This window comes from Campylobacter sp. RM16190 (genome assembly GCF_012978835.1).
Lineage (GTDB): Bacteria > Campylobacterota > Campylobacteria > Campylobacterales > Campylobacteraceae > Campylobacter_A.
In genome coordinates, this window is the sequence record NZ_LIWS01000001.1 from 327,793 (window position 1) to 346,942 (window position 19,150).

The following is a 19,150-nucleotide window of genomic DNA, read 5'->3' on the forward strand; positions in this document are numbered from 1 at the left end:
AAAAAATTTTTAACAAGTGCTTATATTATAATCTTAACACCTTCCTCTCGGCATAAGCTGTATTTACAATACTTAATATTATTATAAGAAATAAATGCTAATATTTTGAGTTTCAATACCATTAAAAAGGATAGACATGAAAAAAAGCATATTAGCTTTAAGTTTGCTGGCAAGTTTTGCACTTGCTGCTGAAATAAACATATATTCTGCTCGCCACTATGACGCTGACACACAACTTTATAAGTTATTCGAAGCAAAAACTGGAATTAAAGTAAATGCAACTCAGGCAAAGGGTGGAGAGCTTATTAAAAAGCTTGAGGTAGAGGGCGATAGCTCTGTAGCGGACCTTTTTATCACTGCAGATGCCGGAAATTTCTACACAGCTAAGAAAAAAGGCGTATTGCAATCCGTAAAGTCTCAAACTCTAGAAAAAATCGTTCCGGCTCAATATAGAGACGCAGAGGGATATTGGTTTGCTATCTCAAAAAGAGCTAGAATAATAGCTTATGACAAGAGAAATTTTGATCCAAGTATAATTAAAAACTATCAAGACCTAACCAAACCTGAGCTAAAAGGCAAACTTCTAATTAGAAGTGCTACAGCAGGATATAACACATCTCTTCTGGCTTCAATTATAGAGAGCGAAGGCGTAGACGCAGCTAGCAAATGGGCTAAAGGCACTCTAGCCAACTTAGCTCGTGATCCAAAAGGCGGCGATAGAGACCAAGCTAAAGCAATATTTGCAGGAGAGGGTCAAGTAGCGGTAATGAACACTTACTACATAGGGCTTATGCTAAATTCTCCAAAGCCTGAGGATGTAGAGGTAGCTAAAATTTTAGGAGTAATCTTCCCTAATCAAGATAACCGCGGAACACACGTAAATATTAGCGGTATAGCGCTTACAAAAGCTTCTAAAAACAAAGAGAATGCTATCAAATTTATGGAGTTTATGGTAAGTCCTGAGGCTCAAAAGATACTTGCAGGCATTAACTACGAATATCCTGTAAATACAGCAGTAGAACCGAGCGATACAATCAAAGCGTTTGGAAAATTCAAAGAGGACTCAACTCCACTTTATAAATCTGTAGAAAAAATAAGCGAAGCCGTAAAAATATTTGATATGGCTGGCTGGAAATAAGTGAATATCAAATCTTGGGCGATTACGGTCGCCCTCATCATCCTAGTCCCTATTATTAGCATTTTTTTCGAGATAGCTTTTGGAGACTACTCCAATTTAGAGCATTTTTTTAAATATCTATTTTTAAGGTATATTCAAGGCACTTTTTTAGTAGCTTTCGGGGTCTTGGCTCTAAGTGCCACAATAGCCGTTATTTCGGCATGGATAGTAGCTAACTACCGATTTCCTTTTGTAAATTTCTTTGAATATGCCCTAATGCTTCCGCTTGCCATACCAGCTTACATATTTAGCTTTTGTTATGTCGGAATAATGGAGTTTCAAGGCTATTTTCATAAAATTTTCGGCTTTAGGCTTGATTTTATGAATATTTACGGAGCCATTTTTGTGCTTTCTTTATCGCTTTATCCATATATCTATATGTTCGCAAAAACTTCCTTTAAAACTCAGTCGAAAGTGCTTTTTGACGTATGTAAAATTTATAAACTGTCTCAGTTTAAAATATTTAGGGTAGCCGTGATGCTCTCTAGACCGGCCATTATAGGCGGAGCAATGTTAGTTTTAATGGAAACTTTAAGTGATTACGGAACTGTGGCTTATTACGGAGTGGCAACATTTAGCGCAGGGATATTTAAACTATGGTTCGATTTAGGAGACTCATACTCCGCATCTATTTTGGCTGCAATGCTAATGGTTTTAGTATTTATCATAATGATATTTGAGCATATCAATAAAAATTCGAAAGGCTATAGCTTTAATACACACAATATCGCAAAGACAACAGCCAAAAGCGAGCTTAACACTATCGGGAAAACTTTAGCTTTCTTGTGGTGCTTTGTAATTTTTTGTTTGGCATTTTTATTTCCTGTTATCTGGCTTGTTTATTGGAGCATAATGACGATTCAAGATTTCAAGCTAGAATTTATAACCATGGCTGGAAATTCGCTTCTAATGGCTATCATAAGTGCAATTTTAATAACTTTTATTAGCTTCTTTCTAGTATTTTCAACAAGAATTATCAAAAACAATAAGCTAAATACATTCTTGCTAAAAACTACCTCTCTTGGCTATGCACTCCCAGGGGCAAGCATAGGCCTATGCGTGATGATAGTATTCGGATATATAGATAGAAATTTTGGCACCCAATTTTTATCAGCCTCGTTTGTCGTATTGATCTTTGGCTATATTGTAAGATTTTTAGCGACTTCTGTATATGCCGTAGAGAGTGGTTATGCAAAGATTCCAAAAAATATAGATGACGCAAGCCTACTTCTTAATAGATCTAAATTCACACTTTTTTTTAAAGTGCATTTTCCCCTATTAAGGCACTTTTTCTTTCTTTCGTTGATTGTAGTTTTTATAGACATTGTAAAAGAGCTGCCATTAAGCCTGATACTTCGTCCGCTTGGCTTTGAAACTCTTAGCATTAGAGCGTTTTTCTACGCCACAGACGAGAGATTATATGCGGCAGCATTGCCATCTTTACTAATAGTTTTGCTATCTTTAGTGGCAGTAATTTGGCTTGAAATAATATCTAGGAAAAAAGCGTAATGGGAATTTTAAATATTAGAAATTTAAACAAGAAATTTAACAACATAGATGTTTTGAAACATATAAATTTGACACTAAAAGAAGGTGAAATTTTAAGTATTTTGGGTGAAAGCGGATGCGGTAAAAGCACTCTTTTAAGAATTATAGCCGGACTTGAGACAAAAGATAGCGGAGATATAGAACTTAAAAAAGGTTGTGGTGTGGCCATGATGTTTCAAAACTACGCTCTATTTCCGCACTTAAATGTAAATAAAAATATCGAATTCGCTCTTTCAAAAATGCCTAAAAACGAACGTGATATAGAGATAGAGAGTCTGCTTGAGAAATTTAAAATAAAAGAGCTAAAAAATAAAATGTGCGATCAAATTTCAGGAGGACAGGCTCAACGCGTGGCATTTGCAAGAGCAGTGGCAAACAAAGAAAAGCTTTTATTACTTGATGAGCCGTTTGCAAATCTAGATCACAATCTCCGCCATACTTTAAGATCTGAATTGAAACAGTTGATTAAACAAAACGGTCTAAGCGCAATAATGGTAACTCACGATAAAGAAGATGCCTTTATGCTAAGCGATAGAATTGCACTTATTAAAAATGGTATTATTTTAGATATTGGCACACCTAAAGAGCTCTATTTTAATCCAAGTAGTTTCGAGGTGGCAAAATTTTTAGGCGAAATGAATTCTGTGGCAGGATACAATATAGAAGTGCTTCCAGATGAATTTAAACAGTGGCTTAAGAATAAGAGATATATGTTTAGACCGGAACAAATTATAAGCGGCAATAAATTTGAAGCAAATGTATTAAGTTGCCGATTTTTAGGTGCATTTTATGAGCTTGAATTAGAATTTATGAATGTAAAATTTAAAAGCATCATAAACTCAAATATTGAAATAAGTGATAAATTTGGCTTTGATTTAAACTAAAATATTAACTAAATTCTCATAAAATATACCAAATAAAACAAAAAGGCTATTTTATGAATAAAATTTCAATCCTCCTAATACTTTTAACTCTACTTTTATCTGGATGCTCTGACGGCAAACAAGCTAAAGAAATAGTTGATTCCACAAAAGACGCTGCCAATAAAATCATAGAAAAAGGCTCTGACGCCGCAAAAGATGTTATCGATAAAACCTCAGAAATAAAAGGAAGCACACAAGACATCATAGATACGGTTACCGATAAGGCTATAAAAAGCGCTGAAGAGATCAAAGATAAAGTAGAGAGCACTATAGATGAGATAAGAAAAGACACTAAAGATATTTTAAATAACATGCTAGAGGCAAACAGCACAAAAGAAAAACAAAAATCAGAAGAGATTTTTAAAATATAATCAAGATGGTGTCCTCAGCGAGATTCGAACTCACGACCTCAAAATTAGGAATTTTGCGCTCTATCCAGCTGAGCTATGAGGACAAAAGGTAAAAAACAAATACTATTCTTGATAAATATTCAAATAAACCAAGTAAATTTTATAAAATATGTTTGCAATCTTATTAATTTAAATAAATTTAAAAAGGGCGAGAAAGTCCCGCCCTAAATTTTAGCCGTTTCTCTTTTTAATGATCTCTTCAGATACGTTTTTAGGAACTTCTTCATAGTGATCAAATTCCATAGAGTACGTAGCACGACCTTGAGTTTGGCTTCTTAGGTCTGTTGAGTAGCCAAACATCTGAGCAAGTGGGCAGAACGCTGTAACTATCTTATTACCGCTTCTTTCATCCATTGAGCTAACTTGTCCGCGGCGCTTGTTAAGGTCGCCGATAACATCACCCATATACTCTTCAGGAGTTTCAACCTCAACCTTCATCATAGGCTCAAGTATAACTGCGCCCGCTTTTCTAGCGCCTTCTTTAAAGCCCATTGAAGCAGCAAGTTTAAACGCCATTTCAGAGCTATCCACTTCGTGGTAGCTTCCGTCAAACAATGTAACTTTAACATCTTCCACAGGATATCCTGCAAGAACACCGCTTTGAAGAGCCTCTTTGCAACCTTTTTCAACAGCTGGGATGTATTCTTTTGGTACAACACCGCCTTTGATGTCATTAACGAACTCAAATCCGGTACCAGGCTCAAGTGGCTCAAGGCGTAAGAATACGTGTCCGTATTGACCGCGTCCACCTGATTGCTTAGCGTATTTGTACTCTTGCTCGACTGTTTTGCGGATAGTTTCGCGATATGCAACTTGAGGTTGTCCAACCTCTGCATCAACTTTAAATTCGCGAAGCATACGATCAACGATGATCTCAAGGTGAAGCTCGCCCATACCAGATATGATAGTTTGACCGCTCTCTTCATCTGTGCTAACTCTAAAGCTTGGATCTTCTTGCGCTAGTTTTTGAAGTGCAAGCGCCATCTTCTCTTGATCTGCCTTAGTTTTTGGCTCAACCGCAACAGAGATAACAGGCTCAGGGAAGTCCATTCTCTCAAGGATCACCTTGTCTTTTTCGCTTGATAGCGTATCACCTGTTAGAGTCTCTTTTAAGCCCACAACAGCGCCGATCTCACCGGCGTGAAGAACTGAAATTTCCTCTCTTTTATTTGAGTGCATCTTTAAAAGACGACCGATTCTTTCCTTTTTGCCTTTAGCTGAGTTATAAGCATAGCTACCGCTCTCTAGACTACCACGATAAACACGAACGAAAGTTAGCTGACCAACAAATGGGTCTGTCATGATCTTAAACGCAAGACCGGCAAATTCACCATCATCTGTTGATTCAACTTTTACTTCTGTGCCGTCTTCATACTCGCCTCTGATCGCCTCAACCTCATCTGGGGCCGGAAGATAATCAACGACAGCATCAAGAAGTGGTTGAACACCTTTATTTTTAAATGATGTTCCGCAAACCATAGGTATGATTGACATTGAAAGACAACCGGCTTTTATACCTTGTTTAATCTCCTCAACGCTAAGCTCCTCGCCACTAAGGTATTTCTCCATAAGCGCATCATCGGTTTCAGCCGCAGCCTCAACCATTTTCGCGCGGTACTCTTCCGCTTTTTCTAGTAAATCGGCTGGAATTTCTTTCTCTACGAATGTAGTCGGCTTGCTGTCATCTTCCCAAACCAAAGCTTTCATAGTTACTAGATCAACTACACCTTTAAATGTGTCTTCAGCACCGATTGGAATTTGAATAGGCACCGGATTTGCCTTTAAGCGGTTTTTGATTTGGCCCTCTACGTTGTAGAAATTTGCGCCAACTCTATCCATTTTATTTACATAAACCATTCTTGGAACACCGTATTTATTAGCCTGTCTCCAAACAGTTTCAGACTGAGGCTGAACGCCACCAACCGAACAAAATACAGCGACAGCGCCGTCAAGAACACGCATAGAGCGCTCAACTTCGATAGTAAAGTCAACGTGACCCGGAGTGTCTATAAGGTTGATTTGGTGATCTTTCCAGAAACAAGTTGTCGCAGCTGAAGTAATAGTAATACCACGCTCTTTTTCTTGCTCCATCCAGTCCATCGTGGCAGCACCATCGTGAACCTCGCCTAGTTTATGACTCATACCGGTAAAGAATAGAATTCTCTCACTCGTAGTAGTCTTTCCAGCGTCAATGTGAGCCGCGATACCGATGTTTCTAACCATATGTAATGGGGTTTTTCTGTTTGACATAAATATTCCTTCTTACCAGCGATAGTGAGCAAATGCCTTGTTAGCCTCTGCCATTTTGTAAGTATCTTCTTTCTTCTTAAAAGATGCACCTTTTGAATTTGCAGCATCAAGAAGCTCGTTAGCAAGCTTGTCTATCATAGTTCTTTCGCTTCTTTTTCTTGCGTAGCTGATTATCCAGCGGATAGCAAGAGCTTGTTGGCGCACAGGACGAACCTCAACAGGAACTTGATATGTGGCACCACCAACGCGGCGTGATTTAACTTCCATAACAGGCTTTACATTTTCTATAGCATCGTTAAATATGTCTATACCCTTTATGTCGCCACTTTTTTTCTCGATAGCTTTAATGGCGCCATACATAATCTCGGTTGCTACGCTTTTTTTACCATCATACATAAGCGAATTAATAAATTTAGTGATTACTTTGTTTCCATATATCGGATCAGGTAAAACTTCCCTTACAGGGGCTTTTCTTCTTCTCATTTGATTATTCCTTCAAATTTTTATAAATTTTACTCAAACGCAACTAAATTAAAAGCGCGTCTGCGAACCTAATTTCTTATTTCTTTTTTCCCGCCGCAGCTGCTGCTTGGCCAGGTTTAGGACGTTTAGCACCGTATTTAGAACGTGAAACTGTTCTTTTTGCAACACCCGCAGTATCAAGCGCACCACGAACTATGTGATATTTAACACCAGGTAAGTCTTTAACCCTACCGCCGCGAACCAGTACGATGCTGTGTTCTTGCAGGTTGTGACCCTCACCACCGATATAGCTAATAACTTCAAAGCCACTGGTTAATCTAACCTTGGCAACTTTTCTCAAAGCGGAGTTTGGTTTTTTCGGAGTTGTTGTGTAAACTCTCGTACAAACGCCTCTTCTTTGAGGACACTCTTTTAGCGCCGGAGATTTTGATTTTACAATCACTTTCTTGCGCTCTTTTCTGACCAATTGATTTATGGTTGGCACAGTAATTCCTTTCGACTAAATTTATTAAAAAGACTTAATTTTATTTAAAAATGGCTTAATTTAAGGTAAATTTCTAAATTTTTAGCTTATAGGTTGGTTTTAAAACTCTTAAATTCGTAGTTTGAGCAAGATAAATTTTAAATCTAAGCTCAAATTTTATAAATTGCCCTGCTAAATTTTGGCAGGGCAAAAAATTATTTAATTTTGTTTTAGCTTTATCTTTCTATCTTGATAAAGTCCTGTTCCAACTGGTATCATACGACCCAAAATTACGTTTTCTTTTAGATCTTCAAGATGATCTATTTTAGCAGCTATACTAGCCTCCGTTAAAACCTTAGTTGTCTCCTGGAAAGATGCTGCAGAGATCACACTATCACTTCCTATTGCGGCCCTTGTTACACCAAGCAAGATAGGCTCAGCTATAGCAGGATTGCCTCCCATGCGCATTATTCTTTCGTTTTCCTCTTTAAATCTTATACGAGAGATCATATCACCGACTATGAAATTAGTATCTCCACTATCTATTATTTTAACCTGTCTTAGCATCTGGGAAACTATAATTTCAATGTGTTTATCTGCTATTGCAACACCTTGTGAGCGGTAAACTTGCTGAATTTCACTTATCAAATAGTAATGAAGCGCCTTTTCACCTAAAATTCTGAGCACGTCATGGCTTGAGATAAGACCGTCTGTTAGCTTCTCGCCAGCATGGATAAACTCTCCGCTCGTAACTTGAATTTGTCTGGTCTTGTCTATCAAGTATTCAGACGTAGTTCCATCCTCCGCTTCGATAATAATTCTTTCTTTTGAGCGAAGCGGCTTATCAAATCTTACAATACCGTCAATCTCAGCTATGATAGCCGTATTTTTTGGACGTCTTGCTTCAAATAGCTCAGATACCCTAGGAAGGCCTCCGGTGATGTCTTTTGATTTTGCTACAGCCTTTGGAGTTCTAGCTAAAATATCGGCTTGGTCTACACTTACACCATCATTTACAAATATCGCCGTCTTTGGCTCAAGCTGATATCGAATCAGCCTTCCGTCTTTAGTAGATATAACTATCGTAGGCTTAATACCAGAAGGCAGATACTCATTGATCACAAGACGAGTCTGTCCGGTAGCCTCATCATATTGTTCTGAAGCGCTATAGTTAGGCTCTATATCTTCATAAGCCACTACTCCGGCCTCTTCGGCAATAACAGGAGTAGAGTATGGATCCCATTCTGCTACTATTAACTGCTCTTCATTTACGGGTTCAGCTATAAGATCTTTTAAGCTTACTATATCGCTATCGTTGACTTTAATAACCGAATTTCTTGGTATATAGTGACGCACAGCCTCTCTATCATCCTCATCGGCAACTACGACAAACATACCTTTTTCTCTTACAGTGTGACCCTTTTTTATATTTCTTATACGTTCTAAATAATCACCCTTTAAGATATAAAACTTCAATACTCCATTTGCTCCAGAAACTATCTTTCTGGCTACAGGATCACCGTCTGCCATCTTAATTTCACTTGCAAAAGGAATACGATTAGGAATGTTCCATCCCTCTTTAATAATTTCGGCTATACTCTCATTTTCTTGAACACTAGCTCCATGCTCATAAGGTATGTGAATTTTACCCTCTACCTTACCGCTAACTCCGGCTAGTTCGTTTGGCTTAGCAAGGTCATTTCTTCTAAGGGTGTATTTAGCCTCTTCTTTCTTACCTTTTATGGTAATATTTACATCTTCGTGAGCTATTTCTATCTCGATCTTGCCATCAAACGGAGCCTTTATCTTTGGCTCTACCAATAAAACAGCTGCGTTACGACGATTAGCTACAATTCTCTTGCCGTTATTTTCATAAGTATTAAGGTTATAATATCTTATAAAGCCTTCTTTTTGCGCTATAACCTGGCGATCTTGTTGCTCGGTAGAAGCGGTCCCGCCGATGTGGAATGTTCTAAGAGTAAGCTGAGTTCCAGGCTCGCCAATTGATTGAGCAGAGATGATACCTACAGCCTCTCCAGGTTTTACCAGCTTGCCTTCTCCGAGGTTAAGACCATAACACTTAGCACATACTCCTTTTGCGGCTTTGCAAGTAATAGGAGTCCTGATATTAACAGATTTTATTCCAGCTTCAATTATGGCTTTTGCTTTCTCCTCATCTATTAAAGTGCCTTCCGCAAATAAAATTTCATTTGCTATCGGATCTATAACGTCATCTGCAAGCACTCTTCCAAGCACTCTTTCCTCAAGGCTTTCTATAAGCTCGCCGTTTTCGGTGATCTCGGTGATCTCAACACCTTCGTGAGTACCGCAATCTTCAATAGTAACCTTAACGTTTTGCGCAACGTCAATTAGCTTTCTAGTCAGGTATCCCGCGTTTGCCGTTTTAAGTGCGGTATCGGCAAGTCCCTTTCTAGCGCCGTGAGTTGAGATAAAGTACTCAAGTACGTTTAGTCCCTCGCGGAAATTTGATGTAATAGGCGTCTCGATAATCGAGCCGTCAGGCTTAGCCATAAGACCACGCATACCCGCAAGCTGACGAATTTGCGCAGCAGATCCTCTAGCTCCGGAGTCCGCCATCATATAAATCGAGTTAAATCCGCCCTTATCGTTTTGGATGAGCTTCATCATCTCACCTGCAACTACGTTATTTGTATCGGTCCAGATATCAACAATCTTGTTATATCTTTCCGAATCGGTTAAAAGACCCGCGCCATATTGATTTTGAATCTCGCGAACTTTTTTCTTAGCACTATCTATATGCTTTTGTTTTCCTTCAGGAACGATAATATCTGCTATAGATATAGAAATTCCCGCCTTTGTAGCGTAGCGGAAGCCTAAATTTTTAAGCTTATCTAAAAATCCTGCAGTTATCTCAAGCCCGCCTACTTTATAAACGTAATCAACCAAATTTGCTATATCTTTTTTCTTAAGAACCCTATTCCACATGTTTTCAGGAACAAAATCAGGCAGTATCGAGCGGATAATCAAACGTCCGGCAGTCGTAAATAGTGTCTTGCCCTCAATCATGGTCTTAATCTTTGAGTGAACCTCAAGACAGTGCGCCTCCTCGGCTATCATTACCTCATCAACGCTTGCAAAAATTTTATTTGCCCCCTTAGTATCACTCTTTTCTAAGCTTAGATAGTAAATTCCTAAAACCATATCCTGGCTTGGAACGGTTATAGCCTTACCGCTTGCAGGAAGCAAGATATTCATCGAACTAAGCATCAAAATTTTACACTCTGCAATAGCCTCTTGTGAAAGCGGTACGTGAACAGCCATCTGGTCGCCGTCAAAGTCCGCGTTAAACGCAGCGCACACAAGCGGATGAAGCTGTATCGCCTTGCCTTCAACTAGCACAGGATGAAACGCTTGGATAGAGAGCTTATGCAGTGTCGGAGCACGGTTTAGCATGACAGGATGATCTTTAACAACCTCTTCTAAGCACTCCCAAACTTCATTCGTCTTATCCTCTACCATCTTTTTAGCTTGTTTAACGGTCGTTGCATAGCCCTTTTCTTCAAGGCGCGCTAAAAGGTGTGGCTTAAACAGCTCAAGAGCCATTCTTTTTGGAAGTCCGCACTGATCCATCCTAAGTTTTGGACCTACAACGATAACAGAACGGCCCGAGAAGTCAACACGTTTACCAAGCAAATTTTGTCTAAAGCGACCTTGTTTTCCTTTAATGATTTCAGAAAGCGACTTAAGCGGTCGTTTATTTGCGCCTTTTACGGCATTTGCTCTTCTTCCGTTATCAAAAAGTGCATCAACCGCTTCTTGAAGCATTCTCTTTTCGTTTCTTATAATGATTTCAGGCGCATCAAGCTCCATAAGTCTCTTTAGACGCGCATTTCTATTAATAACACGGCGGTAAAGGTCATTCACATCAGAAACGGCAAATTTACCTCCGTCAAGGCTAACAAGCGGGCGCAAATCAGGTGGAAGCACAGGCAAATTTGTGATCATCATCCACTCAGGGCGGTTGCCTGAATTTAAAAACGCCTCAACTACCTTTAGTCTCTTTACGATAGTTTTTTTCTTCGCCTCTGAATTTGTAGCGCTCACCTCATCTTTTAGAGTATTTAAAAGCTCTATCAGATCTAAACTTGCAAGCATATCCCTAATAACCTCTCCACCCATTCTAGCTCTAAATCCGCTATCCTCGAAACGTTGAGCAAGAGATTGATACTGCTCGTCATTTAAAACGTCATAAATTTCTACTTTTTTGCTATTCTCGTTATCATAAAATGCATCTCCTACGGCCTCAACTATATATGCCTCATAGTAAAGTACGCGCTCTAAATCCTTCATCTTGATACCAAGAAGCGTTCCTATACGGCTTGGAAGTGAATTTACATACCAGATATGCGCCACAGGAGTTACAAGCTCGATGTGTCCCATGCGTGAGCGACGAACTTTTGAGCTGGTTACTTCAACGCCGCACTTCTCGCATTTAACGCCCTTATAGCGCATTTTTTTATACTTACCGCAAAGACACTCATAATCACGAATCGGGCCGAAAATTTTAGCGCAAAACAGACCGTCACGCTCAGGCTTTAGAGTTCTATAATTTATAGTTTCAGGCTTTTTAACCTCTCCGTAACTCCATGATTTTATCTTCTCAGGACTTGCTAAGCGAAGTTGGAAAGCTTCAAAATCACGCGGGCGTTGCTCTTCTTTTATTTCAATCGGTTTTAGTTCACTCATCGTTATCTTCCTCGTCATATACTTCAACATCAAGCGCTAGAGATTTAAGCTCGTTTGTTAATACGAAAAACGTTTCAGGAATTCCAGTTTCAGGGACGTTTTCGCCTCTTGTTAGAGCCTTATACGCCATTAAACGACCTTCAACATCGTCTGATTTTACGGTTAGCATCTCTCTTAAAGTATGAGCCGCACCATAAGCCTCAAGCGCCCAAACCTCCATCTCACCAAATCTTTGACCGCCAAATAGCGCCTTACCGCCGACAGGTTGCTGTGTAACAAGACTGTATGGCCCGGTACTTCTTGCATGAACTTTTTCGTCGACAAGGTGGTGAAGCTTAAGCATATACATGCAGCCGACATTTACTCTCTCTTTTATTTTTGAACCGGTGCGTCCGTCATAAAGCTCGGTTTTACCGTCCATATCGACCTTTGCCATCTCAAACAGCTTGGCAAATTCTTCAACTCTAACACCTTCAAATATAGGAGTGGCAAATTTAACGCCACTTGCCCAATCTCTTGCGTATTCGATAAGTTGCTCATCATCTATTTTGGCAAGAGTTTTTTTAGCATCCATAAATTTAGAAACCGAAGCGATCTCTATCATTTTAGCGCGAAGCTCTTTAACCCACTCGCCTTTTTTCTCTTCGAAAATTTGATTTATTTGCTCGCCTAAACGATATCCGACAAGACCAAGGTGACTTTCTAAAATTTGACCTATATTCATACGGCTTGGAACACCTAGCGGATTTAATACTATATCCACAGGCTGCCCGCTAGGAAGGTATGGCATATCAACTTCAGGAACGATGTTTGAAACGATACCTTTGTTGCCGTGACGTCCAGCCATCTTATCGCCTACTTTAAGTTTGCGTTTTGTAGCTATATATACCTTCACAAGTTTGACAACGCCGCTTGGCAAGATATCATCTTTTTCTAAAATTTCTATCTTGGCGTCATGCTCTTCTTTTAACTTTTTCTTCTCGTTTTGGAAGTAGTTTTTAAGCTCGTCATATTTCTTCTGAACATCTCTTGCAAAGCTTTTTACAATAGTATTTAGTGTAAAGCGGTTGATATTTTCAAGATCTGCCTTATCTATCCTGCTTCCTTTTTTATACTCTTTTTTACCGATAGTTAAACTATCAGAAAGAGCGTTTCTAGATAATAAAGAAGTTACTTTTAGCATCTCCTCTCTATCCATCATCAAAAGTCTATCATGATGCTCTTTTTCCAAATTTAACTTCTCTTCCTCATAGGCCTTATTTGTTCTATTGTCTTTCTCATAGCCTTTTTTTGTAAAGATTTTCACATCTACAACGACACCTTCCATAGAAGCTGTTGCATATAATGATTTATTTACGACATGCCCCGCTTTTTCGCCAAAGATCGCTCTTAAAAGTCTCTCTTCAGGAGTTGGTTTAACCTCGCCTTTTGGAGATACTTTTCCAACTAGTATCATGCCAGGCTTTACATGAGTTCCGATCTTAATGATTCCGTTTTCGTCAAGGTGTATCAGATCTTCCTCTTTAATATTGGGAATATCTTTTGTTATCTCCTCTACTCCGTCTTTTAGCTCACGAGCTTCTATCTCTTTTTCATAGATATGAACACTCGTAAATGCATCTTCACGTATCATCTTTTCACTAATTACGATCGCGTCTTCATAGTTATAACCATTCCAAGGCATAAATGCTATAAGTGCGTTTTTACCTATGGCAAGCTCGCCTCTTTCCATACTAGGGCCATCAGCTATCACTTGTCCTGCTTCAACCACATCGCCCTTTTTGACTATCGGATGCTGAGAAAATGTGGTGTTTTGGTTGGTTCTTAAATTTTTCTCCATAAAGTAGTGATCTATATAAGGTCCTGCTTCATCTTCACCCAAAATAAATATATTTTTATTATCTACTTTTTCGACAACACCTGAACGTCTTGCTTTGATAGCTTCCCAAGCATCGCGCGCTACGATTCTTTCCATTCCCGTTCCCACGATAGGAGCAGACGAGCGAAGAAGCGGCACTGCTTGACGCTGCATGTTTGAACCCATAAGCGCACGGTTGGCGTCATCATGTTCCAAGAATGGAATAAGAGAAGCCGCGACACCTGCTATCATGCCCGAACAAAGGTCTATTAGCTTAACATCCTCGCGTTTAGCAAGTATCATCTCACCATCTTGTCTAGCTTCGATCAGATCTTCAACTATATAGCCGTTATCATCTATAAGAGTTGAAGCCGGGGCTATTACTATATTTTCCTCTTGAGTTGCCGTTAGATAAACGATCTCATCGGTTACTTTGCCGTCAACAACTTTTTTATAAGGTGCTTCAACAAAACCAAGGTTATTTACTTTCGCATAAGTTGAAAGTGTGTTTATAAGACCGATGTTTTGACCTTCCGGAGTCTCTACGGGACAAATTCTGCCGTAGTGTGTAGGGTGAACGTCACGCACCTCAAATCCTGCGCGCTCTTTTACGAGTCCTCCCTCACCAAGTGCCGATAGACGGCGCTTATGTGTAACTTCGCTTAGCGGATTTGTCTGATCCATAAACTGGCTTAACTGCCCGCCCGTGAAAAATTCCGTTATAGTCGTAGTAATCATCTTTGGATTTACAAGATCATAAGGCATTATCTCTTCGATATTGCTGCTTAAACTCGTAAATTTATCACGGATTGCCTTTTGCATCTTAACAAAGCCAAGGTGAAGCTCGTTTGCTAAAAGCTCGCCGATAGATCGGATACGTCTGTTTCCGAGATGATCTCTATCGTCTATATGTCCTTGTCCGTTTTTAACTTTTATAAGATATTTTGCCGTTTTTATAATGTCTTCGTTTGTTAAAACTGTTACGTATTCAGGAACGTCAAGACCTAGCTTGTGATTCATCTTCATACGACCGACTTGCGTTAGATCATATCTTTCGGGGTTGAAGAACAAGTCATTTACAAATGTCTTTGCGGCATCTTTTACGACAGGTTCACCGGGTCGCATAACTTTGTAAATTCTAATCGCTGCAAGGTCGTTTTCATCTTCAACATTTTCAGTTTGTTTAAGAAGCTTTAGAGTCTCGCTATCTGCAATAAATGAGTTTATAATCGCATCATCAACGCCAGCTGCTAGATCGTTTGCTATCTCTATACTATCTTGCTCGGCTAAAATTTTAACCAGTTTATTTTCATCAAGCTGTGCAAGAGTATCATAAAGCACCTCTCCGCTCTCTTTATCGATAACAGGAGAAGCTAAAAATCTATTAACCAAAATTTCGGTCGGATACTCGACCCACTTTATACCATCGCTTATGATCTTGTCTGCTTTTTTCTTTGTTAGCCTTTTACCTGCTTCGTGAAGTACATTTCCGTCTTCATCTTTTATATCATATTCTATTCTGCCAACATAATCTTCAGGGTTAAATTCAGTCAAAAATTTATTGTTTTTAATAGTTAGAGTCTGGATAGGATAAAATAGTTTTATAATATCTTGTTTTTTATATCCAAGCGCTCTAAATAGTATGGTTACAGGAACTTTTCTGCGTTTATTGATACGAACGTATAAAACGTCTTTTGTGTCGTATTCAAAGTATAGCCAAGAACCGCGGTCGGGAATAATCTGGGCTGTGTAAATTAGCTTATTTACGACAGTCGGGCTTTCTTCTTCTTTAAATATAACGCCCGGGCTTCTATGGAGCTGGTTTACAACAACTCTTTCGACGCCGTTTATAATAAATGAAATTCTATCTGTCATAAGAGGAATTTCACGTATAAAAATTTCTTGTTCTTTTATATCTTTTACACCGATCTTCTCACCAGTTTTCTCATCTTTTTCATGAACTATAAGTCGAATTTTCATCTTTAAATTTACAGAGTAAGTAAGACCTCTTTCCATACACTCTCTAATAGTGTATTTAGGCTTGCCGATCTCTGAACTTACATATTCAAGCGAAAGTCTATTTTGCGGATCATGTATGGGAAATATTGATTTAAAAACTTTTTCGATACCGCTTTCGCCTTGATTTTCGCCCAAATTTAGAAAATAATCAAAACTCTTTTTTTGTAATTGTAATAGGTTAGGAACATCTATCTCTTTAGCGACATTTGAAAAATCAACTCTAAGACGATTTCCTGAGTATAAGCTGTTTAACATGCATCTACCTCGTGGTATAAGTTTGAAAGAAAAGTATTGAGCCGCAAATTTGTGGCATCTAAAATTTAATTAAGGAAGCCCGAGAGCTTCCTTCCAAAAATAACAAAATAATAAATATTATTTAAGCTCGACTTTAGCGCCAGCCTCTTCAAGTTCTTTTTTAGCTGCTTCAGCTTCAGCCTTACCGATTCCCTCTTTAAGAACTGAAGGAGTTTGCTCAACTGCATCTTTAGCCTCTTTAAGACCAAGACCTGTAAGAGCGCGAACAACTTTAATAACGTTGATCTTTTTCTCACCGCCGTCAAGCAATACAACGTTGAATTCAGTTTTCTCTTCAACTTCTGCCGCTGCTGCGCCACCTGCTGCGCCTGCTACCATTACCGGAGCCGCGCTTACGCCAAATTTCTCTTCAAATTCTTTTACTAATTCGCTTAGCTCTAATACTGAAAGATTAGAGATAAATTCTAGTACATCTTCTTTAGTAATTGCCATTTTTAAATTCTCCTAATTTTTATGCTGATTGTTCTTTTTTCTCTTTAAGCGCATTTAATCCAATTGTGAAATTTTGGATAGGCGCATTCCAAACTTGCAATAACATTGCAATAAGCTCATCACGACTTGGCATTTTAGATAGTGCTTTAACTTTCTCAACACTAGCAACTTCGCCATCAATGTGCGCTGTTTTGATCTTAAACAACTCACTGTTAGTCTCTTCAAATTTAGCTGCAACTTTAGTAGCCAAAAGTTGGTCACCCCAAATGAATATATTTGTATCTTTAAGAGTCATGCCGTCTTTATCTGCATTCTTAAGTGCAATATTTGCAAGAGTATTTTTTACAACTTGAACTTTTACGTTTTGCTCTCTTGCAGCATTTCTTAATACTTCAAGTTTCTTAACGCTAAGTCCGCGGTAATCACATACTATAATCGCTTCATTATCTTTAAATTCAGCTTCAAGTTTTGCTATTATTTCAGATTTTTCGCTTCTTGTCATTCATTCTCCTTTCCGACCGGTGATTTCAAGCAGAGCGGGTCGTCCAATTAAGTCTACTGACCTCGGCTATCTCCAATCTAAGATATAAATTTATTAAAATTTAATTAACGTAAATCTATCAACTCTTGAGTCTCAAGCGATATAGACGGACTCATAGTTAGTGATAGCGCTGCATTTTTGATATATCTTCCTTTTGCAGCTGCCGGTTTATGTTTGTTTATAGCTTTAATGAAAGTTGAGATGTTATCATTTAGCTGCTCTTTTGAAAAACTTACTTTACCAAGACCGGCATGGATATTTCCTTGTTTATCTACACGGAAATTTACTTGACCGCTCTTTGCGTTATTAACAGCTTGTGCAACATCCATTGTAACTGTGCCTGTTTTTGGGTTTGGCATAAGACCTTTTGGTCCTAAAATTCTACCAACTTTACCAACTAGACCCATTAAATTTGGTGTAGCTATTAAAACATCAAAATTCATAACGCCTTTTTGGATATCTTCGATAAGATCGTCACTTCCAACGATATCTGCACCGGCTGCTTTAGCTTCATCGGCTTTAGCGTCTTTTGCGATAACAGCTACGCGAACAGTCTTACCTGTTCCAGCAGGAAGAACAACCGATCCTCTTACCATCTGATCAGCGTGTCTTGGATCAACATTAAGCTTAAGTGCTATTTCAACTGTTTCATCGAATTTTGCAGAAGCAAGAGTTTTAACGGTATCTATTGCTTCATCTAGCGCATAAATTTTGTTTACTTCAACTTTTTTAAGTAGTTCGCTAAATCTTTTTGTAGTTTTTTTTGACATTAATTTCTCCGCATTTAAAAGTGCTTCCGCCATAAATTTTAAATCCTCGGCGGTTTAAGGATTAGTCGATTACTTCAATTCCCATAGAGCGAGCTGAACCTGCTATTATTTTAGCGGCTTGCTCTTTGTCGTTTGTATTTAAATCGACGATTTTTCTCTCAACGATTTCAAGTACTTGAGCTTTAGTAAGCTTTCCTACTTTATTCTTTAGCGGATTGTCCGCACCTTTTGATATTCCAGCTGCTTTTTTGATCAAATCTGTTGCAGGTGGTTGTTTTGTAATAAATGTAAAACTTCTGTCAGCATAAACAGTGATAACAACAGGGATATTATAACCTGCCATATCCTTAGTTCTTTCGTTAAATGCTTTACAAAATTCCATAATGTTTACACCTTGCTGACCAAGAGCAGGACCAACCGGTGGGCTTGGGTTTGCTTTAGCTGCTGCAATTTGTAATTTAATTTCGCCTATAACTTTTTTAGCCATAAACCTCTCCTTATACTATCTTCTCAACTTGTGAATATAAAATTTCAACCGGTGTGCTTCTGCCAAAAATAGAAACATTTAACCTTAATTTTCCATGTATCATATCGTATTCTTCTACTATACCGGTAAAATTTGCAAAAGGTCCATCTGTAATTCGAACGCTTTCACCATTTTCAAATGAAATTTTAGGTTTAGGCGCTCCACGCTTTTGGACTTTTTCCAAAATCAAATTTATATCTTTATCGCTTAATGGTGTAGGCTTTTTAGACTCACCTATAAATCTTCCAACTTTTGGTAAAGACTGGATCTTGTGCCAAAGAGCGGTATCTAGATCAAGATGTGCAAAAGCATATCCAGGATAAAGACTTCTCTCGTTTATTTTTTTCTTGCCGTTTTTAATCTCTATAACGTCTTCAGTCGGGACAACAACCTCTTTTAATTGTTCTTCAATGTTGTGATCTTTGACTAAATTTTCAATAGCTCTCTTAACGCTCATCTCACTGCCGGCATAAGTTTGAATCGCATACCATTTATGTGCCATTGCTTATACCTTAATTTAAATTAACTTTGAAAGAGAGTAAGACATTACTACATCAACAATTGCTAGAAAAAGTGAAATAATAGCCACAACAGCAAAAACTGTTATAAATGCATTTCTAACTTGCTCTTTCGTAGGATAAATAACCTTCATTATCTCTGCTCGAGAGAGCTTAAAATAGTTTATTAGTTTTTCCATTTTCAACCTT

At 38.4% G+C, this 19,150-nt stretch carries 15 protein-coding genes and 1 tRNA gene; 4 read left to right on the forward strand and 12 right to left on the reverse strand.

What is annotated here, in order from left to right:
• Nucleotides 1–136: 136 nt before the first annotated feature.
• From CDOM16190_RS01685 to CDOM16190_RS01700, 4 genes are read left to right on the forward strand one after another with little or no spacing between them, the layout of a single operon-like run.
• Nucleotides 137–1,138 (forward strand): Fe(3+) ABC transporter substrate-binding protein, encoded by a 1,002-nt coding sequence (locus tag CDOM16190_RS01685; protein WP_170018617.1) that lies wholly within the window; start codon nt 137–139, stop codon nt 1,136–1,138.
• Entirely contained in the window at nt 1,139–2,686 is a 1,548-nt protein-coding gene (locus tag CDOM16190_RS01690) for an ABC transporter permease (RefSeq protein ID WP_170018618.1), read from the forward strand.
• Nucleotides 2,687–2,691: 5 nt separating this feature from the next.
• The gene (locus CDOM16190_RS01695) at nt 2,692–3,609 is read left to right on the forward strand and encodes an ABC transporter ATP-binding protein (protein WP_349304321.1); all 918 of its coding nucleotides are present in this window, start codon (nt 2,692–2,694) and stop codon (nt 3,607–3,609) included.
• A gap of 53 nt (nt 3,610–3,662) precedes the next feature.
• Nucleotides 3,663–4,019 carry a lipoprotein gene (locus tag CDOM16190_RS01700; protein WP_170018620.1) on the forward strand — a complete coding sequence of 119 codons (357 nt, stop codon included), beginning with the start codon at nt 3,663–3,665 and terminating at the stop codon, nt 4,017–4,019.
• A 6-nt stretch (nt 4,020–4,025) separates the two neighbouring features.
• Here CDOM16190_RS01700 and CDOM16190_RS01705 read toward each other — a convergent pair.
• From CDOM16190_RS01705 to secE, 12 genes are all read right to left on the reverse strand, one after another.
• Nucleotides 4,026–4,102: transfer RNA gene (locus CDOM16190_RS01705), tRNA-Arg, on the reverse strand.
• Nucleotides 4,103–4,229: 127 nt separating this feature from the next.
• Nucleotides 4,230–6,308 (reverse strand): elongation factor G, encoded by a 2,079-nt coding sequence (gene fusA / locus CDOM16190_RS01710; RefSeq protein ID WP_170018621.1) that lies wholly within the window; start codon nt 6,306–6,308, stop codon nt 4,230–4,232.
• Nucleotides 6,309–6,320: 12 nt separating this feature from the next.
• The gene (gene rpsG, locus CDOM16190_RS01715; protein ID WP_170018622.1) at nt 6,321–6,791 is read right to left on the reverse strand and encodes a 30S ribosomal protein S7; all 471 of its coding nucleotides are present in this window, start codon (nt 6,789–6,791) and stop codon (nt 6,321–6,323) included.
• 76 nt (nt 6,792–6,867) lie between these two features.
• Nucleotides 6,868–7,275, reverse strand: a complete 408-nt coding sequence (gene rpsL / locus CDOM16190_RS01720; RefSeq protein ID WP_169974390.1) for a 30S ribosomal protein S12 — start codon at nt 7,273–7,275, stop codon at nt 6,868–6,870.
• A gap of 198 nt (nt 7,276–7,473) precedes the next feature.
• On the reverse strand, nt 7,474–11,982 hold the full coding sequence (gene rpoC, locus CDOM16190_RS01725) for a DNA-directed RNA polymerase subunit beta' (protein WP_170018623.1): 4,509 nt from the start codon (nt 11,980–11,982) through the stop codon (nt 7,474–7,476).
• Nucleotides 11,975–16,114 (reverse strand): DNA-directed RNA polymerase subunit beta, encoded by a 4,140-nt coding sequence (gene rpoB / locus CDOM16190_RS01730; protein WP_170018624.1) that lies wholly within the window; start codon nt 16,112–16,114, stop codon nt 11,975–11,977. Before rpoB ends, rpoC begins: the two co-directional genes overlap by 8 nt.
• Nucleotides 16,115–16,231: 117 nt before the next feature.
• A complete protein-coding gene (gene rplL / locus CDOM16190_RS01735; RefSeq protein WP_169974395.1) occupies nt 16,232–16,606 on the reverse strand; it encodes a 50S ribosomal protein L7/L12 in 375 nt (124 codons plus the stop codon).
• A 19-nt stretch (nt 16,607–16,625) separates the two neighbouring features.
• A complete protein-coding gene (rplJ, locus tag CDOM16190_RS01740) occupies nt 16,626–17,108 on the reverse strand; it encodes a 50S ribosomal protein L10 (RefSeq protein WP_169974397.1) in 483 nt (160 codons plus the stop codon).
• A gap of 104 nt (nt 17,109–17,212) precedes the next feature.
• Nucleotides 17,213–17,917 carry a 50S ribosomal protein L1 gene (rplA, locus tag CDOM16190_RS01745; RefSeq protein WP_169974399.1) on the reverse strand — a complete coding sequence of 235 codons (705 nt, stop codon included), beginning with the start codon at nt 17,915–17,917 and terminating at the stop codon, nt 17,213–17,215.
• 61 nt (nt 17,918–17,978) lie between these two features.
• Entirely contained in the window at nt 17,979–18,404 is a 426-nt protein-coding gene (gene rplK, locus CDOM16190_RS01750) for a 50S ribosomal protein L11 (RefSeq protein WP_169974400.1), read from the reverse strand.
• Nucleotides 18,405–18,414: 10 nt separating this feature from the next.
• The gene (nusG, locus tag CDOM16190_RS01755; protein ID WP_169974403.1) at nt 18,415–18,945 is read right to left on the reverse strand and encodes a transcription termination/antitermination protein NusG; all 531 of its coding nucleotides are present in this window, start codon (nt 18,943–18,945) and stop codon (nt 18,415–18,417) included.
• A 15-nt stretch (nt 18,946–18,960) separates the two neighbouring features.
• Nucleotides 18,961–19,140, reverse strand: coding sequence for a preprotein translocase subunit SecE (gene secE, locus CDOM16190_RS01760; RefSeq protein WP_170018625.1), 180 nt, complete (start codon nt 19,138–19,140; stop codon nt 18,961–18,963).
• Nucleotides 19,141–19,150 lie beyond the last annotated feature (10 nt).

Excerpts from the sequence above, each read along its gene's own strand:
- nusG (WP_169974403.1), bottom strand. The coding sequence starts at position 18,945 with ATGGCACATAAATGGTATGCGATTCAAACTTATGCCGGCAGTGAGATG.
- CDOM16190_RS01685 (WP_170018617.1), top strand. The coding sequence starts at position 137 with ATGAAAAAAAGCATATTAGCTTTAAGTTTGCTGGCAAGTTTTGCACTT.
- rpsG (WP_170018622.1), bottom strand. The coding sequence starts at position 6,791 with ATGAGAAGAAGAAAAGCCCCTGTAAGGGAAGTTTTACCTGATCCGATA.
- rplJ (WP_169974397.1), bottom strand. The coding sequence starts at position 17,108 with ATGACAAGAAGCGAAAAATCTGAAATAATAGCAAAACTTGAAGCTGAA.
- secE (WP_170018625.1), bottom strand. The coding sequence starts at position 19,140 with ATGGAAAAACTAATAAACTATTTTAAGCTCTCTCGAGCAGAGATAATG.
- rpoC (WP_170018623.1), bottom strand. The coding sequence starts at position 11,982 with ATGAGTGAACTAAAACCGATTGAAATAAAAGAAGAGCAACGCCCGCGT.
- rplL (WP_169974395.1), bottom strand. The coding sequence starts at position 16,606 with ATGGCAATTACTAAAGAAGATGTACTAGAATTTATCTCTAATCTTTCA.
- rplA (WP_169974399.1), bottom strand. The coding sequence starts at position 17,917 with ATGTCAAAAAAAACTACAAAAAGATTTAGCGAACTACTTAAAAAAGTT.
- CDOM16190_RS01700 (WP_170018620.1), top strand. The coding sequence starts at position 3,663 with ATGAATAAAATTTCAATCCTCCTAATACTTTTAACTCTACTTTTATCT.
- rplK (WP_169974400.1), bottom strand. The coding sequence starts at position 18,404 with ATGGCTAAAAAAGTTATAGGCGAAATTAAATTACAAATTGCAGCAGCT.
- fusA (WP_170018621.1), bottom strand. The coding sequence starts at position 6,308 with ATGTCAAACAGAAAAACCCCATTACATATGGTTAGAAACATCGGTATC.
- rpoB (WP_170018624.1), bottom strand. The coding sequence starts at position 16,114 with ATGTTAAACAGCTTATACTCAGGAAATCGTCTTAGAGTTGATTTTTCA.